The organism is Kribbella sp. NPDC055071 (genome assembly GCF_053608045.1).
This window is the reverse complement of the sequence record NZ_JBSGUS010000025.1, coordinates 68,972-92,370: the sequence shown is the minus strand read 5'-3', so window position 1 is coordinate 92,370 and position 23,399 is coordinate 68,972. Positions and strand designations below refer to the sequence as shown.

Annotated in this window: 22 protein-coding genes; 8 read left to right on the top strand and 14 right to left on the bottom strand. The window is 67.8% G+C overall.

Annotated elements, in window-relative coordinates; translation table 11 throughout:
* Positions 1–1,334 precede the first annotated feature (1,334 nt).
* Positions 1,335–1,718, bottom strand: coding sequence for a cold-shock protein (locus tag ACWF4Z_RS32515; RefSeq protein WP_452247013.1), 384 nt, complete (start codon positions 1,716–1,718; stop codon positions 1,335–1,337).
* A gap of 155 nt (positions 1,719–1,873) precedes the next feature.
* Complete coding sequence (gene larE / locus ACWF4Z_RS32510; protein WP_452247012.1) at positions 1,874–3,346, bottom strand: ATP-dependent sacrificial sulfur transferase LarE; 1,473 nt, start codon at positions 3,344–3,346, stop codon at positions 1,874–1,876.
* A 109-nt stretch (positions 3,347–3,455) separates the two neighbouring features.
* On the opposite strand from larE, the gene ACWF4Z_RS32505 reads away from it, so the two are divergent.
* The 3 genes from ACWF4Z_RS32505 to ACWF4Z_RS32495 are packed head-to-tail and all read left to right on the top strand — an operon-like array spanning position 3,456 to position 5,981.
* A complete protein-coding gene (locus tag ACWF4Z_RS32505) occupies positions 3,456–4,385 on the top strand; it encodes a TauD/TfdA dioxygenase family protein (protein ID WP_452247011.1) in 930 nt (309 codons plus the stop codon).
* A gap of 46 nt (positions 4,386–4,431) precedes the next feature.
* The gene (locus ACWF4Z_RS32500) at positions 4,432–5,034 is read left to right on the top strand and encodes a TetR family transcriptional regulator (RefSeq protein ID WP_452247010.1); all 603 of its coding nucleotides are present in this window, start codon (positions 4,432–4,434) and stop codon (positions 5,032–5,034) included.
* Complete coding sequence (locus tag ACWF4Z_RS32495) at positions 5,031–5,981, top strand: R2-like ligand-binding oxidase (protein WP_452247009.1); 951 nt, start codon at positions 5,031–5,033, stop codon at positions 5,979–5,981. Before ACWF4Z_RS32500 ends, ACWF4Z_RS32495 begins: the two co-directional genes overlap by 4 nt.
* On the opposite strand, the gene ACWF4Z_RS32490 is transcribed toward ACWF4Z_RS32495, so the two are convergent.
* Together ACWF4Z_RS32490 and ACWF4Z_RS32485 are read right to left on the bottom strand one after the other, a co-directional pair.
* A complete protein-coding gene (locus tag ACWF4Z_RS32490; RefSeq protein WP_452247008.1) occupies positions 5,978–6,643 on the bottom strand; it encodes a hypothetical protein in 666 nt (221 codons plus the stop codon). The genes ACWF4Z_RS32495 and ACWF4Z_RS32490 overlap by 4 nt on opposite strands.
* A gap of 23 nt (positions 6,644–6,666) precedes the next feature.
* Entirely contained in the window at positions 6,667–7,104 is a 438-nt protein-coding gene (locus ACWF4Z_RS32485) for a winged helix-turn-helix transcriptional regulator (protein WP_452247007.1), read from the bottom strand.
* Positions 7,105–7,154: 50 nt separating this feature from the next.
* On the opposite strand from ACWF4Z_RS32485, the gene ACWF4Z_RS32480 reads away from it, so the two are divergent.
* Complete coding sequence (locus ACWF4Z_RS32480; RefSeq protein WP_452247006.1) at positions 7,155–8,270, top strand: MFS transporter; 1,116 nt, start codon at positions 7,155–7,157, stop codon at positions 8,268–8,270.
* On the opposite strand, the gene ACWF4Z_RS32475 is transcribed toward ACWF4Z_RS32480, so the two are convergent.
* From ACWF4Z_RS32475 to ACWF4Z_RS32435, 9 genes are all read right to left on the bottom strand, one after another.
* Positions 8,195–9,313 carry an MSMEG_0565 family glycosyltransferase gene (locus ACWF4Z_RS32475; protein WP_452247005.1) on the bottom strand — a complete coding sequence of 373 codons (1,119 nt, stop codon included), beginning with the start codon at positions 9,311–9,313 and terminating at the stop codon, positions 8,195–8,197. The two genes, ACWF4Z_RS32480 and ACWF4Z_RS32475, sit on opposite strands and share 76 nt — an antisense overlap.
* On the bottom strand, positions 9,313–10,131 hold the full coding sequence (locus ACWF4Z_RS32470) for a carbon-nitrogen hydrolase family protein (RefSeq protein WP_452247004.1): 819 nt from the start codon (positions 10,129–10,131) through the stop codon (positions 9,313–9,315). Before ACWF4Z_RS32470 ends, ACWF4Z_RS32475 begins: the two co-directional genes overlap by 1 nt.
* 2 nt (positions 10,132–10,133) lie before the next feature.
* Complete coding sequence (locus ACWF4Z_RS32465; protein WP_452247003.1) at positions 10,134–10,970, bottom strand: carbon-nitrogen hydrolase family protein; 837 nt, start codon at positions 10,968–10,970, stop codon at positions 10,134–10,136.
* Positions 10,967–12,358, bottom strand: coding sequence for an MSMEG_0567/sll0787 family protein (locus ACWF4Z_RS32460; RefSeq protein ID WP_452247002.1), 1,392 nt, complete (start codon positions 12,356–12,358; stop codon positions 10,967–10,969). Before ACWF4Z_RS32460 ends, ACWF4Z_RS32465 begins: the two co-directional genes overlap by 4 nt.
* Complete coding sequence (locus ACWF4Z_RS32455) at positions 12,355–13,425, bottom strand: MSMEG_0568 family radical SAM protein (RefSeq protein ID WP_452247001.1); 1,071 nt, start codon at positions 13,423–13,425, stop codon at positions 12,355–12,357. Before ACWF4Z_RS32455 ends, ACWF4Z_RS32460 begins: the two co-directional genes overlap by 4 nt.
* Positions 13,426–13,436: 11 nt before the next feature.
* Positions 13,437–13,958, bottom strand: a complete 522-nt coding sequence (locus tag ACWF4Z_RS32450; protein ID WP_130441080.1) for an MSMEG_0572/Sll0783 family nitrogen starvation response protein — start codon at positions 13,956–13,958, stop codon at positions 13,437–13,439.
* Between the two features lie 19 nt (positions 13,959–13,977).
* Positions 13,978–14,796: an amidohydrolase family protein gene (locus ACWF4Z_RS32445; RefSeq protein ID WP_452247000.1), complete on the bottom strand. Its 819-nt coding sequence runs from the start codon at positions 14,794–14,796 to the stop codon at positions 13,978–13,980.
* A gap of 1 nt (position 14,797) precedes the next feature.
* Complete coding sequence (locus ACWF4Z_RS32440) at positions 14,798–16,054, bottom strand: MSMEG_0569 family flavin-dependent oxidoreductase (protein WP_452246999.1); 1,257 nt, start codon at positions 16,052–16,054, stop codon at positions 14,798–14,800.
* A 149-nt stretch (positions 16,055–16,203) separates the two neighbouring features.
* Positions 16,204–17,826, bottom strand: coding sequence for an AMP-binding protein (locus ACWF4Z_RS32435; RefSeq protein WP_452246998.1), 1,623 nt, complete (start codon positions 17,824–17,826; stop codon positions 16,204–16,206).
* A 152-nt stretch (positions 17,827–17,978) separates the two neighbouring features.
* Between ACWF4Z_RS32435 and ACWF4Z_RS32430 the strand changes: the two genes are divergently transcribed.
* Together ACWF4Z_RS32430 and ACWF4Z_RS32425 are read left to right on the top strand one after the other, a co-directional pair.
* Positions 17,979–19,442 carry a restriction endonuclease gene (locus ACWF4Z_RS32430; protein ID WP_452246997.1) on the top strand — a complete coding sequence of 488 codons (1,464 nt, stop codon included), beginning with the start codon at positions 17,979–17,981 and terminating at the stop codon, positions 19,440–19,442.
* A 158-nt stretch (positions 19,443–19,600) separates the two neighbouring features.
* Positions 19,601–20,131: a nucleotidyltransferase domain-containing protein gene (locus ACWF4Z_RS32425; protein ID WP_452246996.1), complete on the top strand. Its 531-nt coding sequence runs from the start codon at positions 19,601–19,603 to the stop codon at positions 20,129–20,131.
* A 290-nt stretch (positions 20,132–20,421) separates the two neighbouring features.
* Here ACWF4Z_RS32425 and ACWF4Z_RS32420 read toward each other — a convergent pair whose 3' ends face one another.
* On the bottom strand, positions 20,422–21,357 hold the full coding sequence (locus ACWF4Z_RS32420) for a DUF6454 family protein (RefSeq protein WP_452246995.1): 936 nt from the start codon (positions 21,355–21,357) through the stop codon (positions 20,422–20,424).
* A gap of 92 nt (positions 21,358–21,449) precedes the next feature.
* On the opposite strand from ACWF4Z_RS32420, the gene ACWF4Z_RS32415 reads away from it, so the two are divergent.
* Together ACWF4Z_RS32415 and ACWF4Z_RS32410 are read left to right on the top strand one after the other, a co-directional pair.
* Positions 21,450–22,070: an SIMPL domain-containing protein gene (locus ACWF4Z_RS32415; protein ID WP_452246994.1), complete on the top strand. Its 621-nt coding sequence runs from the start codon at positions 21,450–21,452 to the stop codon at positions 22,068–22,070.
* 81 nt (positions 22,071–22,151) lie between these two features.
* Positions 22,152–23,387, top strand: coding sequence for an Nramp family divalent metal transporter (locus ACWF4Z_RS32410; protein WP_452246993.1), 1,236 nt, complete (start codon positions 22,152–22,154; stop codon positions 23,385–23,387).
* The last annotated feature ends 12 nt before the right edge of the window (positions 23,388–23,399 follow it).

Below are 23,399 nucleotides of genomic sequence, written 5' to 3'. Positions count from 1 at the left end.
CGAGCGAGGAAACACCAGGCCCCCCAGAACACCCGCCAACCCGTGCGTCACTCCATACCGTCTATCCCGGAGCCGCTCACCCGAGTGGTCGCACATCGGACGTGATCACGGCGGTGAACCGCGGTCAGGCTGAAGGGCCGATCTAGATAGGCGGCAGCGTCATCACAGGGGCGAACCGCAGTCAGGCCGACGGACCGGCCCGCGTCGGGCGCCAGCGCGATCACGGTGGTGGGCCGTGGTGCGGCTGACGGGCCGATCTAGGTGGACGCCACCGTGATCACGGCGGTGGACTGTGGTGAGGCCGACGGGCCGATCTAGGTGGACGCCACCGTGATCACGGCGGTGGACTGTGGTGAGGCCGACGGCCGGGGTGGGGCACCGATGTGTTCACGGAGGTGGGCTGTGGTGACGGGCCGGTCTGGATGAAGCCGCGGCGTGATCACGGTGACGGATCGTAGTGGGTGGCGGTTCGGCGTGCCGCCGGGCAGACCTCACAGCAGCCGGCCGACGACGCGACGGGGCTGCCCCAACCAGGCGGTCTCCAACTCACGGGTTACCCCATGAGCTTGTCCCTTCTCCCACCGAAATCTCACCCGAGAACCGACAAACTCACCGGATAACCCACGAGATGGCAGCCCAGAAGCAGGTGTGGATCCCGGGATGTGGTCGGGGGTGTCCGGGTGACGGGATTCCCCTGGCAGGGAAGAGGGTCGGGAGGATCTTCTACCCGCAACGGGAAGAGATCCACCCCAGCCCGCGAGACACGGGCTGCTGGACCGGCGAGTGGGATGAATCTGCCCGGATCGCGAGACCCCAGCCCGGCACAGCCCCCCGCAAAACTGATTCGCGCACACCAGCAGACCGGGACCGGCCCGTCCACCGGACTCCGCAACCAACCACACCGAACCACACCAGCCCGCCACCACACCGACCAACCGGATCCACACCACCCGGCTCACAACTCCCCGCGGGATCCGCGTAGCTGCGTCCTTTCCTGGTCGCGGCGGTGTGGGTCAAGGGTCGAAGATCGCGCAGCGACGCCGAAGGCGCCCTTGAGGCACGCCGCCGTGACTAGCACCATCACGCAGCGGAGACCGCGAACCACAGTCCCTCCGCAAGGCCCCGACCCAACCACAGCCCCTCCGCAAGGCCCCAGCCACGGTCTCTCCGCAAGGGCCGACGCGACGACAGACCGCTCGCGCAAATCAGCTGAACGTGGATGCACCATCCGCGCCCCGCCGCAGGCGGCAACCGACGGAGCCGCCGCGAAGCGGTGACCGATCGAACCACATGTCCGACGCAACAGCCGGACATCCCATCAAGGAGGCGGGTGGTCAGACGTCTAGTTTGTCTGCTACGCCGCGGAGGACGGTGGCTACCTGGCGGGCGGCCTTGCCGTCGGGCTGGCGGCCGCGGCGGTAGCTCTCGCCGAGGTTGTCGAGGAGCTTGATCAGGTCCTCGATCACGAGCTGCATCTCTTCGGGCTTGGGCCGCATCGCCTTCGCCACCGACGGCGGCGGGTCGATCAGGCGGACCTGCAGGGCCTGCTCGCCCTTGCGTCCCTCGACGACACCGAATTCGACCTTCTGCCCCGGCTTGAGGTTGGTCACTCCCGCGGGCAGCGCCTCGGCCCGGACGTAGACGTCCCCGCCCTCCTCCTTGCTGAGGAAGCCGAACCCCTTCTCGGAGTCATACCACTTGACCTTGCCTACGGGCACGGGAACCCCTCTATCGAAAACAGACAGACGTCAATCGTCGGAACACGATCGGACAGGCGGCCGATCGGGAACCCAGCGTACGTGAACCGGCGCCGCGGCGCCTCCGGGAAACTACCCGATCCAGGAGGCTGCCCGCATCCGCGCGGACCCACACCTCATCGGTACTTCTCCGGATCCTTCAGCTGCTCGTTCATCGACCCGGACCGGAACCCGCGTTGGTCCAGCCGCGCGGCCCGGAACCCCTCGGCGACGACGGCGTCGACGAGCTCCTGGTGGTCCACCCGATCCAGCAGTCCGGCATCGATCTCGATCGACGCGGCCTCACCGAGATCACGGACGCGAACGTTCTGAACGCCGTACGCCGTGAGCCGCGAACGGACCGCTTGTTCGGCCCGATCGACCCGCGCCAACAGGTTCGGAGTGATGCGGATGCCGTACGCGATCCGGCTGGACAGGCACGCGGCCGCCGGCTTGTCGGAGGTCTCGAGCCCCCAACTGCGCGACGCTGCACGGATCTGCGCCTTGGTCAACCGGGCATCCTTCAGCGGCGTGATCGCACCCCGCTCGAAGGCGGCCCGGATCCCGGGCCGGAAGCCGGCGATCGCGTCGTCGGCGTTGGTCCCGGTCGCGATCACGGTGATGCCGAACTCGTCCGCGATCGGCTGCAGCGTCTCGACCAACTCGGCCTTGCAGAAGTAGCACCGGTCTCCGGCGTTGGCCTGATATCCCTCGCGGTCCATCTCGTGCGTGGCGGGCGTGACATGCCGTACGCCGATGCCGTCAGCGAACCGCGCCGCCGGCTCGAGCTCAGCGGCCGGCAGCGAGGGCGAGATCGCGGTCGCGGCGACCACGTTGGCCGGACCGATCGCCCGGGCCGCGGCAGCGAGCAGGAACGCGGAGTCGGCGCCGCCGCTGAAGGCGACCACCATCTTGTCGTAGCTCGACAAGCGCCGCATCAACGCTTCCAGCCGCTGCTCCAGCACGTAGGCGTCGAGCCAAGCAGGGAACTCGGTGAGGTCGTTCAGTACGACGTCCGCGCCGTACGCGCGAAGCTCGTCAGCGCTGAACGGGCCGGTCGCGACCGATACCGCCACCGCACCGGCCGCCCGCGCGCCGTCGATGTCGGCGGTGTGATCGCCGACGAAGATCGTGGCCTGGTGCTCGCGGAGCGCCGTACCCTTCTCGGCTCCATGCAGGTCGCCGACCGGCTCGTCGACGTCGAGGCCGAGGTGCTCGAGGTGCAGCCGCACCGACGGGGTGTACTTCGCCGAGACCACCATCGTCCGCCCACGCAGCGCGCGGATCGCGGCGAGCGACTCGGTCACGCCGGGCATCGGCAGGCTCCCGGTGATCGCGTGCTCCGGGTAGTGCTCGCGGTACCGCGCGACCATCGGGTCAACCTGCTCCGGCGGGAACCAGTTCGACATCTCCCAGGTCAGGGGCGGCCCGAGCCGGCTCACCACCAACGCGGAGTCGATCGGTACGCCGGTCTCCGCGGCCAGCAGGTCCCAGACGGCCTTGATTCCCGGCCGTGAGTCGATCAGCGTCATGTCCAGGTCGAACCCGACGACCAGTTCCGGAACGTCGAAGGTACTTCCCTGGGCGGGCTGGATCTCGGCGGTTGACACGTCCCCAACCCTACGTCGTCGGTTCCCGCTGCCGGTCTCGCATCCCGAAACGAGCCTTAAGTCTACTAATTCAGTTGGATTATAGGTATTAACCGAGAGGAGCCATCCCATGACCACCCAGCTCGAAGCACCACAACTCACCGTCACCAAGGCCGGCGGCGCGATCGGCGCTGTGATCGGCAATGTCGCGCTCGGCGGGGACCTGAGCCCGCAGACCGTTGCCGCGATCCTGCAAGCCCTGCTCGACCACAAGGTGATCTTCTTCCGCGGCCAGCACCACCTGGACGACGAAGGTCAGCTCGCCTTCGCCAAGTTGCTCGGTACGCCGACACTCGCGCATCCGACCTCGAAGAGCATCGAGGGCGCCGCGAACGTGCTGCCGATCGACTCCGACTACGGCCAGGCGAACAGTTGGCACACCGACGTCACGTTCATCGACCGGATCCCCGCGATCAGCCTGCTCCGGGCCGTCACCCTGCCGGCGTACGGCGGCGCGACCACATGGGCCAACACGGTCACGGCGTACGCGAACCTTCCCGTCGCACTGCAAGCGCTGGTGGATCGGCTGTGGGCGGTCCACAGCAACGTCTACGACTACGCCGGCCACAAGGACGAGAGCCGGATCGGTGGCGTGGACGTGAAGGTGGAGGAGCACCGCCAGCAGTTCGTGTCGAAGTTGTTCGAGACCGAGCACCCGGTGGTCCGCATTCATCCCGAGACCGGCGAGCGCTCGCTCGTGCTCGGTCATTTCGTCCGGCGTTTCGTCGGGTTCGGCTCGGCCGAGACAACGGCCTTGTTCGAGCTCTTGCAGAAGCGCGTCACGAACCTCGACAACACGGTCCGCTGGCAGTGGCAGCCGGGTGATCTGGCCATCTGGGACAACCGCGCCACCCAGCACTACGGCGTCGCCGACTACGACGATCAGCCGCGGCGACTGCACCGGATCACCCTGGCCGGCGACGTCCCGGTCAGTGTGGACGGCGTCCGCAGCACCCCGCGGACCGGCGACGCCGCGCACTTCTCGTCACTTGACAATTGATTTCGCTTTGTCCGCCACCTTGACACTGGAGTCGATTTTGTAAAGCATGATCCGCATGGACTCGTTCGCCGACCGGACCAAGCGCCGTTTGCGCGACGAACTGCTGGATGCCGCGTACGACGCGGTCGTCTCCGGCGGGTACGACGGGCTCCGGATGGCTGACGTGGCCCGTCGTACCGGGGTTTCGCGACAGACCGTCTACAACGAGCTCGGCGACAAGTGGGGTGTGCTGGAGGCACTCGTCGCCCGCGAGACCGAGCGATTCCTGGTGGAGGTCAACGCAGCGCTTGCCGAGCAGTCCGGCCCGATCGACGGTTTGCGGGCCGCGGTCGAGCGGGCACTCACGCTGGCGAGCGAGAACCCGCTCGTGAAGGCAGCCCTGAGCCAGCCAGGGTCCGATCAGGCCAGTCAGCTGCTGACCACACGGGGACAGCAGGTGCTGGAGCTGGCTCATCTCCGCCTGGATGCTCACGTCCGCGAGCACTGGCCGGAGGTGCCGGCTGAGGACGCGACCAGTTGTGTCGACGTCGCTCTGCGCGTCGTCCTGAGTCACATCGTCACTCCGGGCCCTCCCCCGGCGATCGTGGCCGCGCAGCTGAGTCGCGTCCTCGCACCCTTTCTTGTCGAATCCAGGAGGCAGAACGCATGACGAATCCCCTTTATCGACAGGGTTTCAGCTCACTGCGGTCCGGTGGGCTGAACTGGGACGCCCTGCCGCTGCGGCTGTTCGACAAGGGCAACAGCAAGTTCTGGAATCCGCGCGACATCGACTTCAGCCAGGACGCCAAGGACTGGCAGGAGTTCGACGACAACGACAAAGAGAACGCGTTGATGCTGTGCTCGCAGTTCATCGCCGGGGAGGAGGCGGTGACCGAGGATCTGCAGCCGTTCCTGCAGGCGATGGCGGCCGAGGGCCGGTTCGGTGACGAGATGTACCTGACCCAGTTCTGTTTCGAGGAGGCCAAGCACACCGCGGTCTTCCGGCTCTGGCTGGACGCGGTCGGTGTCACTGAAGACCTGCATCGGTACGTCGAGAACAACCCGGGCTACCGCGCGATCTTCTACGAGGCCCTCCCGGTCTCGCTGAAGTCCCTCGCCGACGACCCGTCGCCGGCGAACCAGGTCCGCGCGTCAGTCACGTACAACCACGTCGTCGAAGGGACTCTGGCCCTCACCGGCTACCACGCGTGGAACCTGCTCTGCACCGCCCGCGGCGTTCTCCCCGGCATGCAGGAGCTCATCCGCCGGATCGGCGACGACGAACGCCGCCACATGGCGTGGGGCACGTTCACCTGCCGCCGCCACGTGGCCGGCGACGAGTCGAACTGGAAGGTCGTCACCGACACCATGGAGGAGTTGCTCCCGCACGCGCTCACCCAGATCCAGTGGGCCCTCGACAACTCCCCCGAGCTCCCACCGGAGATCAACCCGACCGCCCTGATGACGTACGCCGGAGACCGCGCCACCCGACGCCTCGGCGCGATCGAGTCCGCGGTCGGCGCGGACGTCGCCGGGATCGACCTCGACTACTCCCCCGAGAAGCTCGAAGACACCTTCGGCGAAGAAGACTCAGCCGCTCTCGCAGCGGTCCGCTAGCAGTTGACGGTGATGGAGAAGTCGCTGGCGACCGGGCTGTCGAAGCCTTGGATGAAGAAGGTCACATCAAGCTCGTTGGTCGGCAGCCCGAAGCTGTCGACGGCGCCGTAGTGGTTGTTGACCGGCGTCACCTGAGCAGCACACTGGTCGACCGGCCGATCGAAGGTCACCCGATAGTGGTAGTCACCGCGAATCAGTGCTCCGGTCACGTGCTTCTGATTGGCGACCGTGATGGTGTACCAACCGTCATCACGAGCTCGCGTCTGGACCCGCGCCCACAGCACGTTGTCATCACCGGACGGTCCAGCGGGCCCCGTCGCCCCCGTCGGTCCGGCGGGGCCCGTTGCGCCGGCTGGACCCGCTGCGCCAGTGGCACCGGTTGCGCCGGTTGCGCCGGTTGCGCCGGCTGCGCCGGCTGGACCAGCAGGACCGGTTGCGCCGGCCGGACCGGCTACGCCGCGCTGGTTCCAGCTCAGCGGCTTCTCGAACGCGGTGCAGGTCTGATTCTTGGCCGGATCGAGGACGCGGACCAGCCCGGTCAGCTTGCCGACGCAGGCGTTGACGGTCGGATCCGGCACGGCCGCCGAGGCAACTGAGCCGATGGCGACGATGGACGCGGCCAGGACGCCGACGCCCGCTGCTTTCTTGACGATTGCTCGCATGGCGTCATCGTGCGGACCGGCCTTCAGACTTCCTTAAAGCCGACCTTCCGTACGACGGTGTCCGCCGGCCCGACCGTCCGGCCATCGGCCGCGTGGACCTCGAGCCGCCTCAAGGGCAACGAGTCGCGCCGGTCCAGGAGCTCGGAGTGTGGCTCACCGGGCTCGAACGAGAACGCCTCGCCCCACTGGCGCAGCGCGACCACGACCGGGAACAGTGCCTCGCCCTTCGCGGTCAGGACGTAGTCGGGATCGGTGTGCTCGAGGATCCCGTGGTCGACCAGGGATTTCAGCCGGGAGCTGAGAATGTTCTTCGCCACCCCGAGGCTGCGCTGGAACTCACCGAAGCGCCGGCTGCCGTCGAAGGCGTCGCGGACGATCAGCAGCGACCACCAGTCGCCGACCACGTCCACCGATCGCGCGACCGGACAACTCTCGTCGTCGAACCTGGTCCGTTTGACCATCTCCCACCTCCTGGTTGCAACATGCTACCAACTTCTCCTACGGTAGCAAGATGCAACCACATCGGCGGTTCCTCGCGATGGCCGCCGGAATCGCGGTCGCGAACGTGTATTTCGCCCAACCGCTGCTGGTCACGATGGGCGCCGACCTCGGGATCGCCGCCAGCACGGTCGGCGCGTTCGTCACCGTGACGCAGCTCGGCTACGGCCTCGGCCTGTTCTTCCTGGTTCCGGTCGGCGATCGGCTCGACCGCGGGCGACTCATCCGGGTCCAGTTCGTCCTGCTGGCTGCCGCGCTGCTGCTCGTCGGCGTCGCCCGGAACGCCGCCTTCCTCCTGATCGGGCTGGCCGCCGTTGGTGGCCTCGCGGTGGTCACTCAGTCGCTGGTCGCCTTCGGCGCATCACTCAGCCCACCGGCCGAGCGTGGTCGAACGGTCGGCACGATCACGAGCGGCATCGTGATCGGCATCCTGCTGGCCCGGACCGCGGCCGGCCTGCTCACCGACCTGGCCGGCTGGCGCTCGGTCTACCTGATCTCCGCCGGACTGAGCCTGCTGATCGCCGCGACCCTGTTCCGCGCTCCTCCCCAGCCGAAAACCAACCTTTCGTACGGCGCCCTGCTGCGCTCGACCGTGGAGTTGTGGCGAGACGAACCGCTCTTCCGGGCGAGTGCGATCCGCGCGTTCTTCATCTTCGGATCGTTCAGCACCTTGTGGAGTTCGGTGGCACTCCCGCTGACCGAACGTTCGCTGTCACACACCGAGATCGGCCTGTTCGGATTGATCGGCGCGGCTGGGGCTCTGGCCGCCGGCCCGGCCGGGCGACTCGCCGATCGGGGCCATGGGCAACTGGTGACGAGAACAGCCTCGGTGCTGTTCGCAACGAGTTGGCTTCTGCTCGTCTGGACGCCGAAATCCCTGCTCGCCTTGGCGATCGGCGCTATCGTCCTCGATCTCGCCGTGCAAGCCGTTCATGTCAGTAACCAGAGCAGGATCTACCCGCTCCGCCCCGATGCCGGTAGTCGGCTGATCGGTGGGTACATGGTGTTCTACTCGATCGGCAGCGGGTTGGGCGCGATCGCGTCGACCGCTGTCTACGAGTGGGCCGGCTGGACCGGCGTGTGCGCACTCGGGGCAGCTTTTGCTCTCGGTGCACTGATGATGTCGTAGAACTCCAGGTGTGCGGCCGCGGCGGCTTCCCAGGTGTAGCCCGCGGCAAGCTTTCGGCCCAGGTCCGCACGGCTGTCGTCGCTGCCGGCCGCGCGCAAAGCAGCGGCGAAGTCCGCCGGACCGGTCGCGTACGTCGCGGCCGCGCCGAAGATCTCGTGGAAGACCGGCAGGTCGGAGACGACGAGCGGGACCCCGGCGGCGAGCGCCTCCATCGGGGCGAGGCCGAAGCCCTCTTTCACCGAAGGAAACGCGAAGACCTCCGCGCCCGCGACCAGACCGGGCAACTCGGCGTCGTCGACCGGCCCGAGCACGATCGGCGCGACACCGAGCTCAGCGGCGCGGGCGTCCCAGGCGGATCGGTAGTCACGGTAGTCGAAGAGCGTCTCGCCACCCGCGATCACCAGCCTCAGCTCAGGATCGTCCAGCAGCGCGTAGGCCTCGAGAAGTTCGAGCGAGCCTTTGCGAGGTTCGATCCCGCCGACCGTGAGGACGTATCGGCCCAGCTTTGAACGCCACCGCTCTTGGACGTCGGCGGCCGCTGTGGCGAAGCGCGACGCGTCGACCCCGTTCGGGATGACTGTTGCCTTGATCCCCCATCCGGCCAGCAACTCGGCCGCGACCGCCGCAGAGACACACAGATGCGCGAAGGGCTGCACCAGAGCCCGCTCGTGGCACGCGGCCAACTCGGGCGTGGTGAAGTGGTCGAGGTGATGCACGGTCCGGACGCACCGGCCCGCCGCGTTCGCGCTGATGCAGTCCTGGGCGTGCACGACGTCGTACTGCGTTCCGTCGAAGGCTTCCCGCAGTACGGCGATCGAGCGCAGGATCCGGGGTCCGGTCTGCTCGCCCGGGACATCTGGGAACGGGACCAGGGACAACCGCACCCTCGGATCGACCGGGCGATAGAAGCCGGTGTCGCCGCCACGGGCCAAGGACCACACCGTCACGTCGGCGCCGGCCGCCGCCAGAGCCTCGGCCAGGTACAGCGTGTGCACGACACCGCCGCGTGGTTTGGTCGAGTAGCTGAGCAGCGCGATCCGCATCAGTACACCTCCGGCCGGCGTTCGTCGAGATGGTGCAGGACCCGGCGAGCGGTCTCGATCTCGGCCCGGACCTCGACGTCCGCGATCGCGATCCCGGCCTTCGACCAGGTCCGGGCGACGATGTCGCCACCGGGTCCGACCACCTTGGACTGGCCGAGGAACCGCAGGCCGCCGATCGAGCCGGTCAGGTTGGACGAGACCAGGACGACCTGGTTCTCGGCGGCGCGCGACCGGTCGTAGAGGTCGAACAACCGGGACTGGCGGTCCTCGTTCATCCGCGGCGCCCGGTTGGTGATGCTGGTCGGCCAGGCGGACAGGCACGCGATCACGTCCGCGCCGTCGACAGCCAGGGCCCGGGCCGCCTCCGGAAACGTCTTGTCGTAGTCGATCATCATCCCGAGTCGGCCTACCGGGGTGTCGAACGCGGCGAACCCGTTGCCCGCGGCATACATCGCGCGCTCGGCCGGCGGCTGGTGCACCTTGCGATGCTTGCCGAGGATGCCGTCACCGGTGACGCACAGCGCGGTGTTGTAGCGGTCCGGCCCGTCCGCCTCGCAGAAGCCGAAGCACACCACCATCTCGCCCGCCATCGCGATCACCTTGGAGATCAGCGGATCGTCGAGGGCGAGGGCCGGCGGCAGATCATCGAGCGACGGGCTGCTCAGATCGGTGAGATACCCGCCAAGGGCCGCATCCGGCAGGACGAGCAGCTGCACCTGCTCGCGACGCCCGTGCCAGATCAAGGCCTCCACCCGGGACAGATCGAACTCCAGGTCCCGGGTGAACCCGGCCGCCACCGCGCCGATCCGTAGACCCACGGTCAGACCGTCGCAAGCTCGGGCGATCCGTAGGTCTCCGGCCGCCGGTCACGCAGGTGTCCCATCGATCGACGAGCCAGCTCCAGCGCCTGCTCGACGTCCAGTTCGGCGATCGCCATCCCTTCGGTCACGCCGGTGTCGGCGAGGATCTCGCCACCCGGATCGACCACCTTGGCACTCGCCACGAACCGCAGCGAGCCGAACATCCCGGACTGGTTGGCCGACAGCCAGACCACCTGGTTCTCCAGCGCCCTGGCCCGATCGAACAGATCGAACCGCCGCTTCCACCGATCCTTGGCCAGGTCCGGATCCGGGTTCGTCCGGGCACCCGGCCACGCCGACATGCAGACGATGATCTGGGCGCCGTCCAGCGCGAGCGTGCGGGCCGCCTCCGGGAACGCCTTGTCGTAGCAAATCATCAGGCCGAGCCGCCCGACCGGGGTGTCGAAGGCCTCGAACCGGTCCCCGGCCGCATAGTGCTCGTCCTCGCGCAACGGCTGATGGACCTTGCGGTGATGTCCGAGTACGCCGTCACCCGTGACGCACACCGCGCTGTTGTAGATCAGTCCGTCAGCGGCTTCGGCGTACCCGGCGGTGACGACCAGGTCGCCGGCCAGGTTGGCGAGTCGCTTGATCTCGGGCCCGTCGAGGTCGAAGGCCGGCGGCGGTTGCGCCGTACCGTCGAGGCTCAGCAGGTAGCCGCCGAGGGCGCCCTCGGGAAGGGCGAGCAGTTGGACACCGGCCTCGCGGGCCTGTGTGATCAGGGCTTCGACGCGGGCGAAGTCGCCTTCGAGGTCGCGGTCGAAGTTCGCGGCCACGGCCGCCATCCGGAGGCTCATGCTGCTCCCATCCCGGTCACGCCGGCGGTCAGCGCGGTCGTGACGTCGCCGTCCGGCCAGCGCAGGGTGACGCCTTGCCCAGTGGTCAGTTCGCCGCACTCGGCACTCACGGCGGGCCCAGCTTCGAGTTCTTGTGGTCCGGCGGTGAGCATCGCGAAGCCGGGGAAGCAGGTCAGCCAGTCCCCGATCGTCGCCGCCGCGGGCTTCGGTACGTCGGCAACGTCCAGGATCGCTGCGCAATCACTTGCCTCTGCCAACATGCCCAGCGTCCCGACGACGCCCGCCATCGACACGTCCTTGGCCGCGGCCGGCTGCGCCCGGCCGACTGCGGCCAGCATCGCTCGCAGCTCCTCCGGTCGCCGGTGGCTCGTCGAGTCCCACTGCCGTCCCGCGTACCCAGGCCGCCAGGCACCACCGAGATCCGCGGTCAGCCGGACACGCTGTCCAGGTCGGCCGCCTCCACCGGGCACCGGATGCGCGGTTCGGCCAAGCGCGGTCACACTCAATGCGGCCGGCACGCCGAGCTGCGTGTGCCCACCAAGAATCGGTACGCCGTACACCTTCGCGGCCCGTTGCAGTCCGGCCAGCACCCGGGCCGCCTGAGCAGCGTCCCGAGCACCGAGCGCGTCGAGCAGTCCGACCGGCTCGGCACCCATCGCGGACAGGTCGTTGACATTGACCAGGACCGAGCACCAGCCGGCCCACTCCGGATCCCGCTCGACCATCGCCGGCAGGATCGCGTCGCACGCCGCGACGAGATCGCTCCCCGGCACCGGCGCACCGTCGTCACCGACGAACCCCTTCGTCCCAATCCCTTGGAGTAAAGGGCCCAGCTCACTCTTGGTTGCCTCGGCCAACCGCGCGATCCGCTCGATCGGCCACCGCATCAGCACATGTGGCGTCCCGGCAACAGTCACCGGCCTCATGGTGTCCCACCCAAGCCGCTGGAAGAACCGCTGAGTGGCGAGCTGCACGGTCGCGTCGAAGCGCAGAGCACCCTCCGCCTCGGCCCGAGCACAGGCGGCCCGCACGAGTGCCGCGCCCACGCCTCGGTGAGTTCCTGGTGCGGCGACCAGGCGGCCGCCCTGCCACCAGCCGATGTCGGGACCCCCGGTCGCCGGGCCGAGGCGGACCCCGCCGATGACCTCACGCTGGGTGTCGCGAGCTACCAGGACAATCGTTCGTGGATCGTCGTCGCGGTCGTCGCGGTCGGTGTGTGCGAACAGGCCTTGCTGTTCGACGAACGCGAGCCGCCGCAGCTCGCAATACGCGCGCTTGGCCGCATCATCAGCCTCCTCGATCAGAAAGGCCGGAGGCGGATCGCCGAGCAGCGCACGGACGTCCGCGGCCCGCATCACGCCGGCTGTCTGGACCACCGTCGTACTCATGCGCCAGCCGCCGACAACAAACTGCAGGCACCGCAGGCGGCACACCCCGCGCCCTGATCCGCGCCCCGCATCTCGGCCTCGGCAAGCAACGCGGCCACGCGGGCGGTGATGTCCCGAACCACTTCCGGATCCGGGGCCGTCACCCCATCCGCCCGCGCGAGGGTGCCGAGCATCGGCCGCAGCGGTACGACGAACGGGTACACGCCGCGCTCGATCAACCGCCCCGCCCCGGCGACCAGCTCGTCGGCGTCCTCGCCAAGCCCGATCAGCAGGTACGTCGACACCCGGTTCCGCCCGAACACCCGCACGGCCTCGTCCCACGCCGCCTCGTACTCAGGCATGCTCACGGTCGACTTCCCCGGCATCCACTTGCGCCGTACGGCGTCGTCGAGCGACTCCACGTGGATCCCGATCGACGTCGCACCCGCCTCCCGCAGCTCGGTCAGCACCGACAGATCACCGGGTGGCTCGATCTGGACCTGGATGGGCAGGCCGGGCACCGCCGCCAGCACGGCTCGAACAGACCGGACCAGGTTGCGGGCGCCGCGGTCCGGGCCGGTCGTCGTACCCGTCGTCATCACCATCTGGGTCACGCCGTCCAGCCGGACCGCCGCCTCGGCGACCTCGGCCAACTGGGCCGGGGTCTTGGCCGCGATGGTCGCGCCGGCTCGCAACGACTCCTCGATCGAGCAGAACCGGCAGCGGGTCGATTCCTCGTACCGGATGCAGGTCTGGACCACGGTCGTCGCGAGCACGTCCTTGCCGTGCAGCAAGGCGATCTGGCGGTACGGGACGCCGTCGGCCGTGGTCAGGTCGTAGAACTTCGGCCGGCGGACCGGCTCGACCGACAGGCCCAGGTTCAGGCCGTTACGGAAGACCGATCCGTCCTTGACCTGATAGGGGCTGTCGGCAACGATCGGGAGGGTCGCGTTGGCACCGTCGACGACCAGGTGCCCGTCGTCGCTCGGTCCGGCGCCCTTGCTGCGACGGACGGGTGCGTCCACCTGAACGCCGTACACGGCCATCTCTGCCCGGACCGCCAAGGACTCTTCGGTGCCAACGCTCATGGGAATACCCCTCAGAACATGTAGGTCGAGTTGATGATGGCGCCCTTGCGCGCGTAGTGGATCAGCGCGTCCTGGACGTCCAGCGGGTGCGTCGGGATGACGCCCTCGATCAGGTCTTCCTCGCGAGCACCGTGCAGCGACAGCCCGAACCGGCAGCAGTACACCTTGCCGCCCTCGGCGATGAACGTCTTCAGCGACTCGTTGATGTTGTGCTCGCCGGGGAACGCCGAGTTGCCGGTGGTCGGGAAGCCGCGGGTGGCCAGGCAGTTCAGCGAGCCCGGTCCGTAGAAGTAGATCGCGGACTCGAACCCCTTCCGCTGCGCCCGGGTCGCCTGGAGGATCGCGACGAAGCTCACCGAGGATTCGTGCGCGATGCCGTGCACCAGGGTGAAGTAGGTCTCGCCGTCCTCGGCCTGGTAGTCCGGGAACACCTTGGTGCCGCCGTAGATGCTGGAGCCCTGCGGCAGCGACGGGTGTGGGATCTCTCCGAGGCTCTTGGTCTCGAGGTCGGTCAGTTCGGCGGTTTCGGGCATCGTTGCTCCTTGTGGTGGGTCAGTCGTACAGGTGGGAGAAGGTGCGGTGGAAAACGTGGTCGCCGAGCTCGCCGTCGCCCATCGCGGCGCGCATCCGGGCGAGTTCGCCGGCGTGGTCACCCCAGGGCTGGTCGCTGGCGAACAGCACCCGGTCGTGCCCGCTGCCGCGACGCTCGATCTCGGCGGCCAGCCAGCCCGGGGCGAATCCGATCGCCCAGGACAGATCGGTGTAGACCTGCTTGCCGGCTTCGATCCAGTCGAAGAACCGGGAGCCGATCAGCTTGATGTGTCCGCTCATCCCGCCACCGAAGTGGACCAGGTGCAGCGGCACGTCGTCGGCGTACGTCTCGACCAGGTGTCCGACGTGGTCGATGTCGGACGCGGCGCCGGGTGAGGTGTGGACGTGCACGATCAGGCCGTGCTCGCGGGCGGTCCCGAAGATCTCGTCCAGCTGAGGTCGGACGGCATCGTCGGTGGGGTGACCGCCGAGCAGGAAGCTCAGCTTGAGCGCTCGTACGCCGGGCTCGGTCGCGAGCGTCAGCGCCTTCGCGGTCAGCTCGGCGTCCTGGGGTCGCGGCGACACCCACAGGCCGGCCCGGATCCGGTCGTCCCGCGCGGCCGCCTCGACCACGAGCTCGTTGAAGCCGAACGAGATCGCGACGTCGGGAACGCCGTAGTTCGGGATCACCAGCGCACGTTCGGTGCCTTCGGCATCGAGATCGGCGATCAGTTCGTCGATCGTCGCCCGCGCGGTGAGATCGGGATTGACCGGAGGCCCTCCGTAGAAGGGGTACGCCGGGAGTACGCCGAGATGGCGGTGAGCATCGGATACGTGCATCTCACGCCACCGTCCGGTGCTTGCCGGCGATCCAGTGCACGCCGGCCCGTTGCTCGGTGATGCGCTCGACGACGTACTGGGCGTCGTCCGCGACTCCACCGAACCGGCCGGATCCCCACGTGTGCTGCCAGGGCAAGCCGATGAAGTACAGGCCGGGCACGCTCGTCACGCCACGCTGGTGGGTCGGATACCCCTGGCCATCGAACACCGGCACCCGGATCCACGCGTCGTCCCGGTGGAAGCCAGTACTCCAGATCACGGCACCGATCCCCTGCACATCAAGGGTTTCCGGCGTCTGCGAGGGTGTCCAGACCGGTCGGTAGCGGGGCTCCTCCGGCGCTTCGATGCCGTTGGCAACGATATAGGCGTCGATCGAGTCCTTGATGCCTTCGGAGACCTCGTCGGCGTGGTCCAGGTTCTGCCGGAGGTCGTCGGCGAACCGCAGGACGCCCTGATCCGCGTCGACGAGCCGGCCGTACAGCCGCATCCCCTCCAGCGCGAACTTCCGCAGGTCGATGTCGCGGCCGCCGTCTCGGCCGGTGACGTAATGATTCACCCGGAACCGCACCGCGTCGACGTCGTCGAACTCGTCGATACCCTTGCTGTAGTAGCCCATCCGGTCCAGCCAGGCCACGACGTCGAGCCCGCGATAGAACCGGGCAACCCTCGGCGCGCTGCCTGTGGCCAGATGCACGGTGCGCCCGGCCAGGTGCAGGTCCTCGGCGATCTGGCAGCCGGATTGCCCGGTCCCGACGACGAGGATCTCGCCCGGCGGCAACTGGTCAGGGTTCTTGTACTGCGAGGAGTGCAGTTGGGTGACCTCGAGTCGCTCGGCGATCCGCGGGATCCGCGGACGCTGGTACGGACCGGTCGCGATCACCACCTGGTCCGCCGTGATCGTCCCGGCGGTCGTGGCGAGCCGGAACCCGTGGTCGAGTCGGGTCGCGCGAACACCTTCCACGATCGGGACGTCGTACGCCTGGCGATAGTTCTCCAGGTACTCGACGATCTCGTCGCGCAGCATGAAGCCGTCCGGATCCTGGCCGCCGTACGCGAATCCCGGCAGCCGGCACTGCCAGTTCGGCGTCACCAGGCAGAACGAGTCCCACCGGCGGTTGCGCCACTCGCTGCCGACCCGATCCGCCTCCAGCACAAGGTGATCCAGGCCCTGCGCGGCCAGGTGCCAGCTTGTCGCGAGCCCGGCCTGACCGCCGCCCACCACGACGACGGGAACGTGCGCACCGTCTGTGAGTTGCATGCCGGCTCCCGGGGTCTCGGTCCGTTCTGGATGACATCCAGTGAAGGACCGCCCGATTGCCGCGCAATTGCCTCCGGAACAAACTCACGTTTCCAAACCGGCCCGGGGTGTTTCGCGTGTGTAACCACGAAACCACCGAAGGCAGGCGGTTACCCGAGGCCGAGGAGCTCCACGGACTTCTCGCGCATCTCGATCTTGCGGATCTTCCCGGTGACCGTCATCGGGAAGTCGTCGACGAGCACGACGTACTTCGGGATCTTGAAGTGCGCGAGCTTGCCGGTGGCGAAGGCCTTGATCGCCGCCGCGTCGAGAGGGTCGGCGCCCGGCTTGAGCTTGATCCAGGCGCAGAGCTCCTCGCCGTACCGATCGTCCGGTACGCCGACCACCTGGACGTCGGCGATCGACGGATGCGTGTAGAGGAACTCCTCGACCTCCCGCGGGTACACGTTCTCGCCACCCCGAATGACCAGGTCCTTGATCCGGCCGACGATGTTCACGTACCCGTCCGCGCGCATGGTCGCGAGATCGCCGGTGTGCATCCAGCGGGCCTGGTCGATCGCCTCCGCGGTCTTCTCGGGGTCGCTCCAGTAGCCGAGCATCACGGAGTACCCGCGGGTGCACAGCTCTCCGGGCTCACCCCTGGGGACGACGAGGCCGGTGGCCGGGTCGACGAGTTTCACCTCGACGTGCGGCAGGACGCGACCGACTGTCGACGTGCGCCGGTCCAGATCGTCGTCGCGACGGGTCTGCGTGGACACCGGCGAGGTCTCGGTCATGCCGTAGCAGATCGCGACCTCGGCCATGTGCATGTCCGCGACGCATCGCTTCATCACCTCGACCGGGCACGGCGACCCGGCCATCACGCCGGTCCGCAAGGTGGTCAGGTCGTACTCGTCGAAGGTCGGCAGGCCGAGCTCGGCGATGAACATCGTCGGTACGCCGTACAGCCCGGTGCAGCGCTCGTCCTGGACGGCCTGCAACGCCGCGGCCGGATCGAACGCCGGGCTGGGAATCACCATGCAGGCGCCGTGGGTGGTGCACCCGATGTTTCCCATCACCATCCCGAAGCAATGGTAGAAGGGCACAGGTATGCACAGCCTGTCCTCAGCTGTGAAAGCAATCGTTTCGGTGACGAAGAAGCCGTTGTTCAGGATGTTGTGGTGGCTCAGCGTCGCACCCTTGGGGAATCCGGTCGTACCGCTGGTGTACTGAATGTTGATCGGATCGTCGAATGCCAACTCTGCTTCGCGTTCGGCAAGTTCGGCGGCGGTGATCCGGTCGGCGTCGTCGCGCAGGGCGTCCCAATCCCCGGTGCCGAGGTAGACCGTCTCCTCCAGCGCCGGGCAGTCGGGCCGGACCTCCTCGACCATCGCGCGGTAGTTGCTGGTCTTGAACTCGGTGTCGGAGACCAGTAAACGAACGCCCGATTGGTTCAGCGCGTACGCCAGTTCGTGGGTCCGGTAGGCCGGATTGATGTTCACCAGGATCGCGCCGATCAACGCCGTCGCGTACTGCGTGATCGTCCATTCGGCCTTGTTCGGCGCCCAGATGCCGACCCGGTCACCCTTCGCGATGCCCCGCGCCAGCAGGCCTCTCGCGACCAGCTCGACCTCGGCGCCGAACTCGCCGTACGTCCAGCGTCTACCGGTCTGGACCTCCACGAGCGCGTCCCGCTCGCCGTACGCCGCGATCGTGCGGCGGAGATTCGCACCGATCGTCTCGCCCAGCAATGGGACCTCGGACACCCCGGATGCGTACGACGGAAGGCTCATAAACCCATCGTCCCTTCGGCTAAATGCCTGAGCAAGTGCACGTGCAGCAGGAAACAGGGGGTGGACGGCAAGCAATGTCCTCTCCAACTCTCCGTCATTTTCGTCGCCCTGCGTGGTTGGACCGTTACATTGGTGGAGAGAGGTGTGAGGCGATGGGCCGATCTGTCGAAGGTCACGCCCGCAGCGAGCGTCCGCCCGGGCGAACCGCCGAGGCGGCACAGCGAACCGCTGCGGCAGAGGAGCGCGTCCGGGTCCTGGGCAACATCCTGGCCGACGCTCTCGCGATCGATGTCCACGGCACCGACCTGCAGACGCTCAAACGGGCGCCCCGGCGGGCCCCGCCGACCGTGTCGCCGGCCGATCTCGAACCGCATCCCGGGCCCCTCTGGGATGCGTTCGTGCCCCACCCCCCGGGTCGCTTCCGCTGGTGGGGTGCCGAGCGGCGGTTCGCGCGACGACTCGCCGCCGCGGAGGACCGCTTCGCCGAGTCGATCGAACGGCACCGAGCCTCGGAGGAGAACCGGCGTGAGCGCGTGGCCAGGGCGTTGCGCGACCAGGTCGAACAGCAGCGGCGACTCGACGAGGCGACCGCGGAGCAGCACGCGCGGATCGACGCGTACGAACGCGCGGTGGAGCACCGCGACCGGGCATCGGTCACCCGGTACTTCCAGAAGGCGCTGGAGCGAATCACCGAGCCGTTCGACTTCCCGCAGCGCCGGAAGGTCGGATACGTGCCGGAGTCCACGCTGCTCGCGCTCGAATGGGATCTGCCGGACGTGAGCGTCGTACCGGCCGAGGCGTCGTACCGGTACGACCGCACGGTCGACGCCGTACTCGCGGTGCCGCGGGAGACGACTGAGCTCCGGCGGCTGTATCAGCAACTCGTTGCCCAGCTGGCGTTGCGGGCCTTGCACCTGGTCTTCGGCAGCGATCGGTACGGCGTGGTCGACACGGTGGTGTTCAACGGGATGGTCGAGTCCGTGGACCTGACCACCGGACAGACCGTCCGACCGTGCCTGATCACCCTGCGGGCGACGCGGGAGCAGTTCCAGGCGCTCGTGCTGGACCAGTTGGATCCGGTGGCGTGTGTACGGCACTACTTCGCGGCCGAGGTGTCACGGCATCCGGAGGAGCTCCAGCCGGTGGAGCCGGTACTGGAGTTCGATCTGGCCGATCCACGCACGATCGAGGCGGTCGACGTGATCAGCGAGCTCGACAGCCGGCCCAACCTGCTGGAGCTGAGCCCCGACTCCTTCGAGCACCTGGTCCAGAACCTGCTGACCCGGATGGGCCTGGAGACGCGCCTGTTCCGCCGCGGCACGGACGGCGGGATCGACTGCGTCGCGTACGACCCCCGTCCGATCACCGGCGGCAAGTTCGTCGTACAGGCGAAGCTCTGGACCCGCACCGTCCCCCCGTCCGCCGTCCGCGACCTCTTCGGCACCGTCCTGGACGCCGGCGCCACCAAAGGCATCCTCATCACCACCAGCGGCTTCGGCCCCACCAGCTACCAGTTCGCCACCGGCAAACCCCTCCAACTCATCGACGGCACCGCCCTCCTCTCCCTCTGCCACCTCCACAACATCCCAGCCCGAATAATCCCCCGAGCCAGCTGAACCTTTGTCCTGAAAAGTGGGCATATGACTGATATAGTGGGCAATCGGAGGTGGTTGCCGTGCAGTTCCCCGAGCCGATGTCGAGCGTGGTGCCCGGACTACATGGGCGCGTGCTCGGCGTACTGGCGCGTTCCGGGCGCCCACTGACCGGACGTGCGGTGACGGCGTTGCTGCGGACACCGGCCAGCCCCAGCGGCGTACAAAGGGTTCTTGACGATCTCGTCGACAACGGGGTGGTGATTGCCGAGCCTGCGGGACGCGCTCGGCTCTACACGTTGAACCGGGACCACGTTGCCTATCAGGCAATTGACCTCCTCGCACGGCTCCGCGAGGTTCTGCTGGAGCGGATCAAGGCAGAGGCAGAGACGTGGGCGCTGCGCGCAAAGGCCATCTGGCTCTTCGGATCGACCGCTCGCGGCCAAGGCGACGCGCAGAGCGATCTCGACCTGTTGATCGTGCGTCCCGACGAGATCGACGATTCGGATCCTCGCTGGGTCGAACAGGTCGAAACACTGGCCGCGCACGCAAGCCTGTGGTCCGGCAACTCGTGCGAAGTCGTCGAGTACAGCGCACAAGAGATTCAAGACCTCATCAGCCACGGCGAGCGCCTCATCACCGAGCTCCGCCACGACGCTGTACCCATCACCGGCACCACTCCCCAACAAACCCTGCACCGAAAGGCCGGCTAGTGACCCCACTCGACGAGGCCCGAGCACATCTCACCAAGGCCCGCGAGTTCAGCGGTCGGCGAGTTGAGAGGTGCAGGGCCTGCGGGCCGGGACAGTAGTACGACACTGTCCCGGCTGCTGAAGCTCAAGTCGAAGTCGCAGTACCAAGCGGGCTCGGTGTCAGCTTCAGAGGCAGCGAAGAGTATCGAGTGGGCTGCTCGGTTGCTGGAGAGCGCTCAGGTCGTCACACCTACTTGAGGGAGCTCGTAGACCTCCACACCATCCCACCCCCCCAAACCAACTGACCGCGGTTACTTGAGGGGGGATTCGTAGATTTGTAGTTCTGTGCCTTGGGGGTCTTCGCCGTCGTCGGGGGCTGTGTAGAGGCGGAGGGTGGTGGGGGTGGTTTCGAGGGCTACCGGGTTGCGGGTGGCGTTGTGGTTGGTGGTGGGGGAGAAGGCGGGGAAGGGGATCTCGTGGAGGATGCGGTTGGTGCGGAGGTCTAGGAGGGCCAGACCGCCTAGGTCGTAGGTGGTGTTGTTGGGGCCGGGAAGGGTGGTGACGCCGCCGCAGAGTTGTTTGCCGCGGGCGACGTAGTCGCAGTCCTGGTAGTCGAGGAGGTGGGACTCGTTGGCTGATGCGTCCAGGCGGCGGCCGGTGGGGGTCCAGGTGTAGAGGGTGCGGGAGCCCCAGCTGACTCCATGGACCTGGCCGGTGGTGCGGTCGCGGACTACTCCCCCGACGTGGTCCTGCACCCGGAAGCGCTCAGTCACGCGATAGGTCTTCGGGTCGACGGTATACACGATCGCGCGCGAGCTCGGCCGGTACTCCGCGGCCGGGACCCACACGTTCTGGCCGTCGTAGTCGATGCCGCCCGGGTGGTACGCCGTACCCTCGCCGATCCGGATGTCCTTCTTCAGATTCCCCTGCCGGTCCATCACGAACAGATGCCCGATCCCCTTGCCCGGAGTCCGGTCGTACCCGTCCACCGGCACCGGGTACTTCACCGGCGCCTCCAGCACCTGCACGCTGGACAGGAAGATCAGGTCTCCCACCAGCGCAAAACCCTGCGGATGGTACGTCGGGAACCGCAGCGGGATCCGGTCGACCAGGGACCATGCCGTACTGCGGTCGGCCGCCTCGAACGCGCGCGCGACCCCGGAGTCCTTCCCGGTCGCGTCGGCTGTGGTCAGTCCGGTGAGCAGAACACCGGCGAGAGCTGTGCAGAGGAGGATTCGGCTGCGCATCTGAGTCTCCTTGGGCGCGGAAGGTCGATGGTGCAGTGTGCACTGCCCGAGTAACACCCAAACCGACACCAGATGATGCGAAACTGACGGACATGGACACTGGGGTGCGGGTTGTCGGGTCAGGACAGGTCAGTGCGGCACCGGACGTACTGCGGGTGTCGTTCAGCGTCGAACACGTCGCATCGGATGTCGCGGCCGCGGTCGCACAGGTGACCGAGGCGACGGACGCGGTGACGGCGGCGCTGCGCGACCAAGGGATCGACGCGTCCGACATTTCGACGACCACGGTGAACGTCTTCCAGGAGTACCGGGAGCCGGGGACGGCGACGACGTACCGGGGATCGCACATCCTGACCGTGACCACGAAGGACCTGACCGGGTTCGGCCGGCTGCTGAACGCGGCGGTCGATGCCGCAGGCAACAATCTCGGCCTGAACGCGCTGCAGTTCGACATCGAGGACAAGACCGCACTGCTCACCCAGGCCCGCGAACTCGCCTTCCGGCAGGCCCGCGAGAAGGCCGCCGAGCTCGCCGATCTGGCCGGGTACTCACTCGGCTCGGTCACCTCGGTCGCAGAGACGTCCGGCTTCCATCCGATCCGCGGGGTCGCCGCAGGGATGGAGTCCAGCAAGGCCTACGACTCCGCCCTCGTCATCACCCCGGGCGACTCCACGGTCGAGGTCTCGCTCGAGATCCAGTTCTCCTGGGCCTGAGAGTTCAGGTCCAGACCTTAACTGCTGTCTCAAAACCAGATCCAGGCTTGCGTTGTCGGTGCCGTCGTGGAGACTTCTTCCATGTACGCTCCGGCGCCCCTACGGCGGCAACTGAATCGATCCGGGCTGTTGCTGCTCGGACCGGCGTTCGTTGCCGCCGTCGCCTATGTGGACCCGGGGAACTTCGCGACCAACATCGCCGCGGGTGCGACGTACGGATATCTGCTCTGCTGGGTGGTCGTCGGCGCCAACCTGATGGCCGTCCTGGTGCAGTATCTGGCCGCCAAGGCGAGCATCGCGACCGGACGTACGCTCCCGCAGCTGTGCCGGGAGCACTTCAAGCGATCCACGTCGACCGGGTTGTGGGCGCAGGCCGAGCTGGTCGCGGTCGCGACCGACCTGGCCGAGGTCGTCGGTGGCGCGATCGCGCTCAACCTGTTGTTCGACATCCCGCTGCTGCTGGGCGGAGTGGTCACGGGCCTGGTCTCGTTCGCCTTGCTCATCTATCAGTCAAAGCGGGGGCAGCGACCGTTCGAGGCGGCGATCATCGGGCTGCTCGCGGTGGTTCTGGTCGGTTTCGTGGTGTCGACGGTGAAATCGGATCCGTCCGCGAGCGGCGTGGTCGGCGGCCTCGTGCCACGCCTCGACGGCACGGAGTCGCTGGTGCTCGCGGCCGGCATGCTCGGCGCGACCGTGATGCCGCACGCGATCTGGCTGCACGGCGCCCTCGTCACCGACCGGCACTGGAAGTCCATCCGATCAGAGAGCGGCAAATCTCGCGTACTGCGCGCCACTCGCGTCGACGTGGCGATCGCAATGGCCCTGGCCGGCGCGGTCAACCTCGCGATGGTCGTCCTCGCCGCCGCGGCGCTGAGCGGCACCGGAGCCGATTCGCTCGACGCTGCGCATGGTGCCATCGGCGACCGCCTTGGCCAGCTGCCGGCGTTGCTGTTCGCGCTGGCGCTGCTGGCCAGCGGGTTCGCGTCGTCGTCCGTCGGGACGTACGCCGGTTCCGTGATCCTCGAAGGATTCTGGAAGCGACACATCCCGCTGGCCTTCCGCCGCCTGATCACTTTGCTGCCGGCGCTGGTGATCCTCGCGATCGGTGTCGATCCGAGCCGGGCGCTGGTCATCTCGCAGGTGGTGCTGAGCTTCGGCATCCCGTGTGTGCTGTGGCCTTTGGTCCGATTAACCGCTTCACGGCGCGTCATGGGTGACTTCGTCAACCGTCGTGCGACTACTCTCGCCGCATGCCTGGTAGCAACCGCGGTGACGGCGCTGAACGTCGTACTGATCGTGCTGACGCTCCGGGGGTGACGTGAGCCGGGT

Coding starts and splice junctions, on each gene's coding strand:
- ACWF4Z_RS32505 (WP_452247011.1), top strand. CDS start 3,456: ATGACCACCCAGCTCGAAGCACCACAACTCACCGTCACCAAGGCCGGC.
- ACWF4Z_RS32500 (WP_452247010.1), top strand. CDS start 4,432: ATGATCCGCATGGACTCGTTCGCCGACCGGACCAAGCGCCGTTTGCGC.
- ACWF4Z_RS32495 (WP_452247009.1), top strand. CDS start 5,031: ATGACGAATCCCCTTTATCGACAGGGTTTCAGCTCACTGCGGTCCGGT.
- ACWF4Z_RS32490 (WP_452247008.1), bottom strand. CDS start 6,643: ATGCGAGCAATCGTCAAGAAAGCAGCGGGCGTCGGCGTCCTGGCCGCG.
- ACWF4Z_RS32485 (WP_452247007.1), bottom strand. CDS start 7,104: ATGGTCAAACGGACCAGGTTCGACGACGAGAGTTGTCCGGTCGCGCGA.
- ACWF4Z_RS32480 (WP_452247006.1), top strand. CDS start 7,155: ATGCAACCACATCGGCGGTTCCTCGCGATGGCCGCCGGAATCGCGGTC.
- ACWF4Z_RS32475 (WP_452247005.1), bottom strand. CDS start 9,313: ATGCGGATCGCGCTGCTCAGCTACTCGACCAAACCACGCGGCGGTGTC.
- ACWF4Z_RS32465 (WP_452247003.1), bottom strand. CDS start 10,970: ATGAGCCTCCGGATGGCGGCCGTGGCCGCGAACTTCGACCGCGACCTC.
- ACWF4Z_RS32460 (WP_452247002.1), bottom strand. CDS start 12,358: ATGAGTACGACGGTGGTCCAGACAGCCGGCGTGATGCGGGCCGCGGAC.
- ACWF4Z_RS32455 (WP_452247001.1), bottom strand. CDS start 13,425: ATGAGCGTTGGCACCGAAGAGTCCTTGGCGGTCCGGGCAGAGATGGCC.
- ACWF4Z_RS32450 (WP_130441080.1), bottom strand. CDS start 13,958: ATGCCCGAAACCGCCGAACTGACCGACCTCGAGACCAAGAGCCTCGGA.
- ACWF4Z_RS32445 (WP_452247000.1), bottom strand. CDS start 14,796: ATGCACGTATCCGATGCTCACCGCCATCTCGGCGTACTCCCGGCGTAC.
- ACWF4Z_RS32440 (WP_452246999.1), bottom strand. CDS start 16,054: ATGCAACTCACAGACGGTGCGCACGTTCCCGTCGTCGTGGTGGGCGGC.
- ACWF4Z_RS32435 (WP_452246998.1), bottom strand. CDS start 17,826: ATGAGCCTTCCGTCGTACGCATCCGGGGTGTCCGAGGTCCCATTGCTG.
- ACWF4Z_RS32430 (WP_452246997.1), top strand. CDS start 17,979: ATGGGCCGATCTGTCGAAGGTCACGCCCGCAGCGAGCGTCCGCCCGGG.
- ACWF4Z_RS32420 (WP_452246995.1), bottom strand. CDS start 21,357: ATGCGCAGCCGAATCCTCCTCTGCACAGCTCTCGCCGGTGTTCTGCTC.
- ACWF4Z_RS32415 (WP_452246994.1), top strand. CDS start 21,450: ATGGACACTGGGGTGCGGGTTGTCGGGTCAGGACAGGTCAGTGCGGCA.
- ACWF4Z_RS32410 (WP_452246993.1), top strand. CDS start 22,152: ATGTACGCTCCGGCGCCCCTACGGCGGCAACTGAATCGATCCGGGCTG.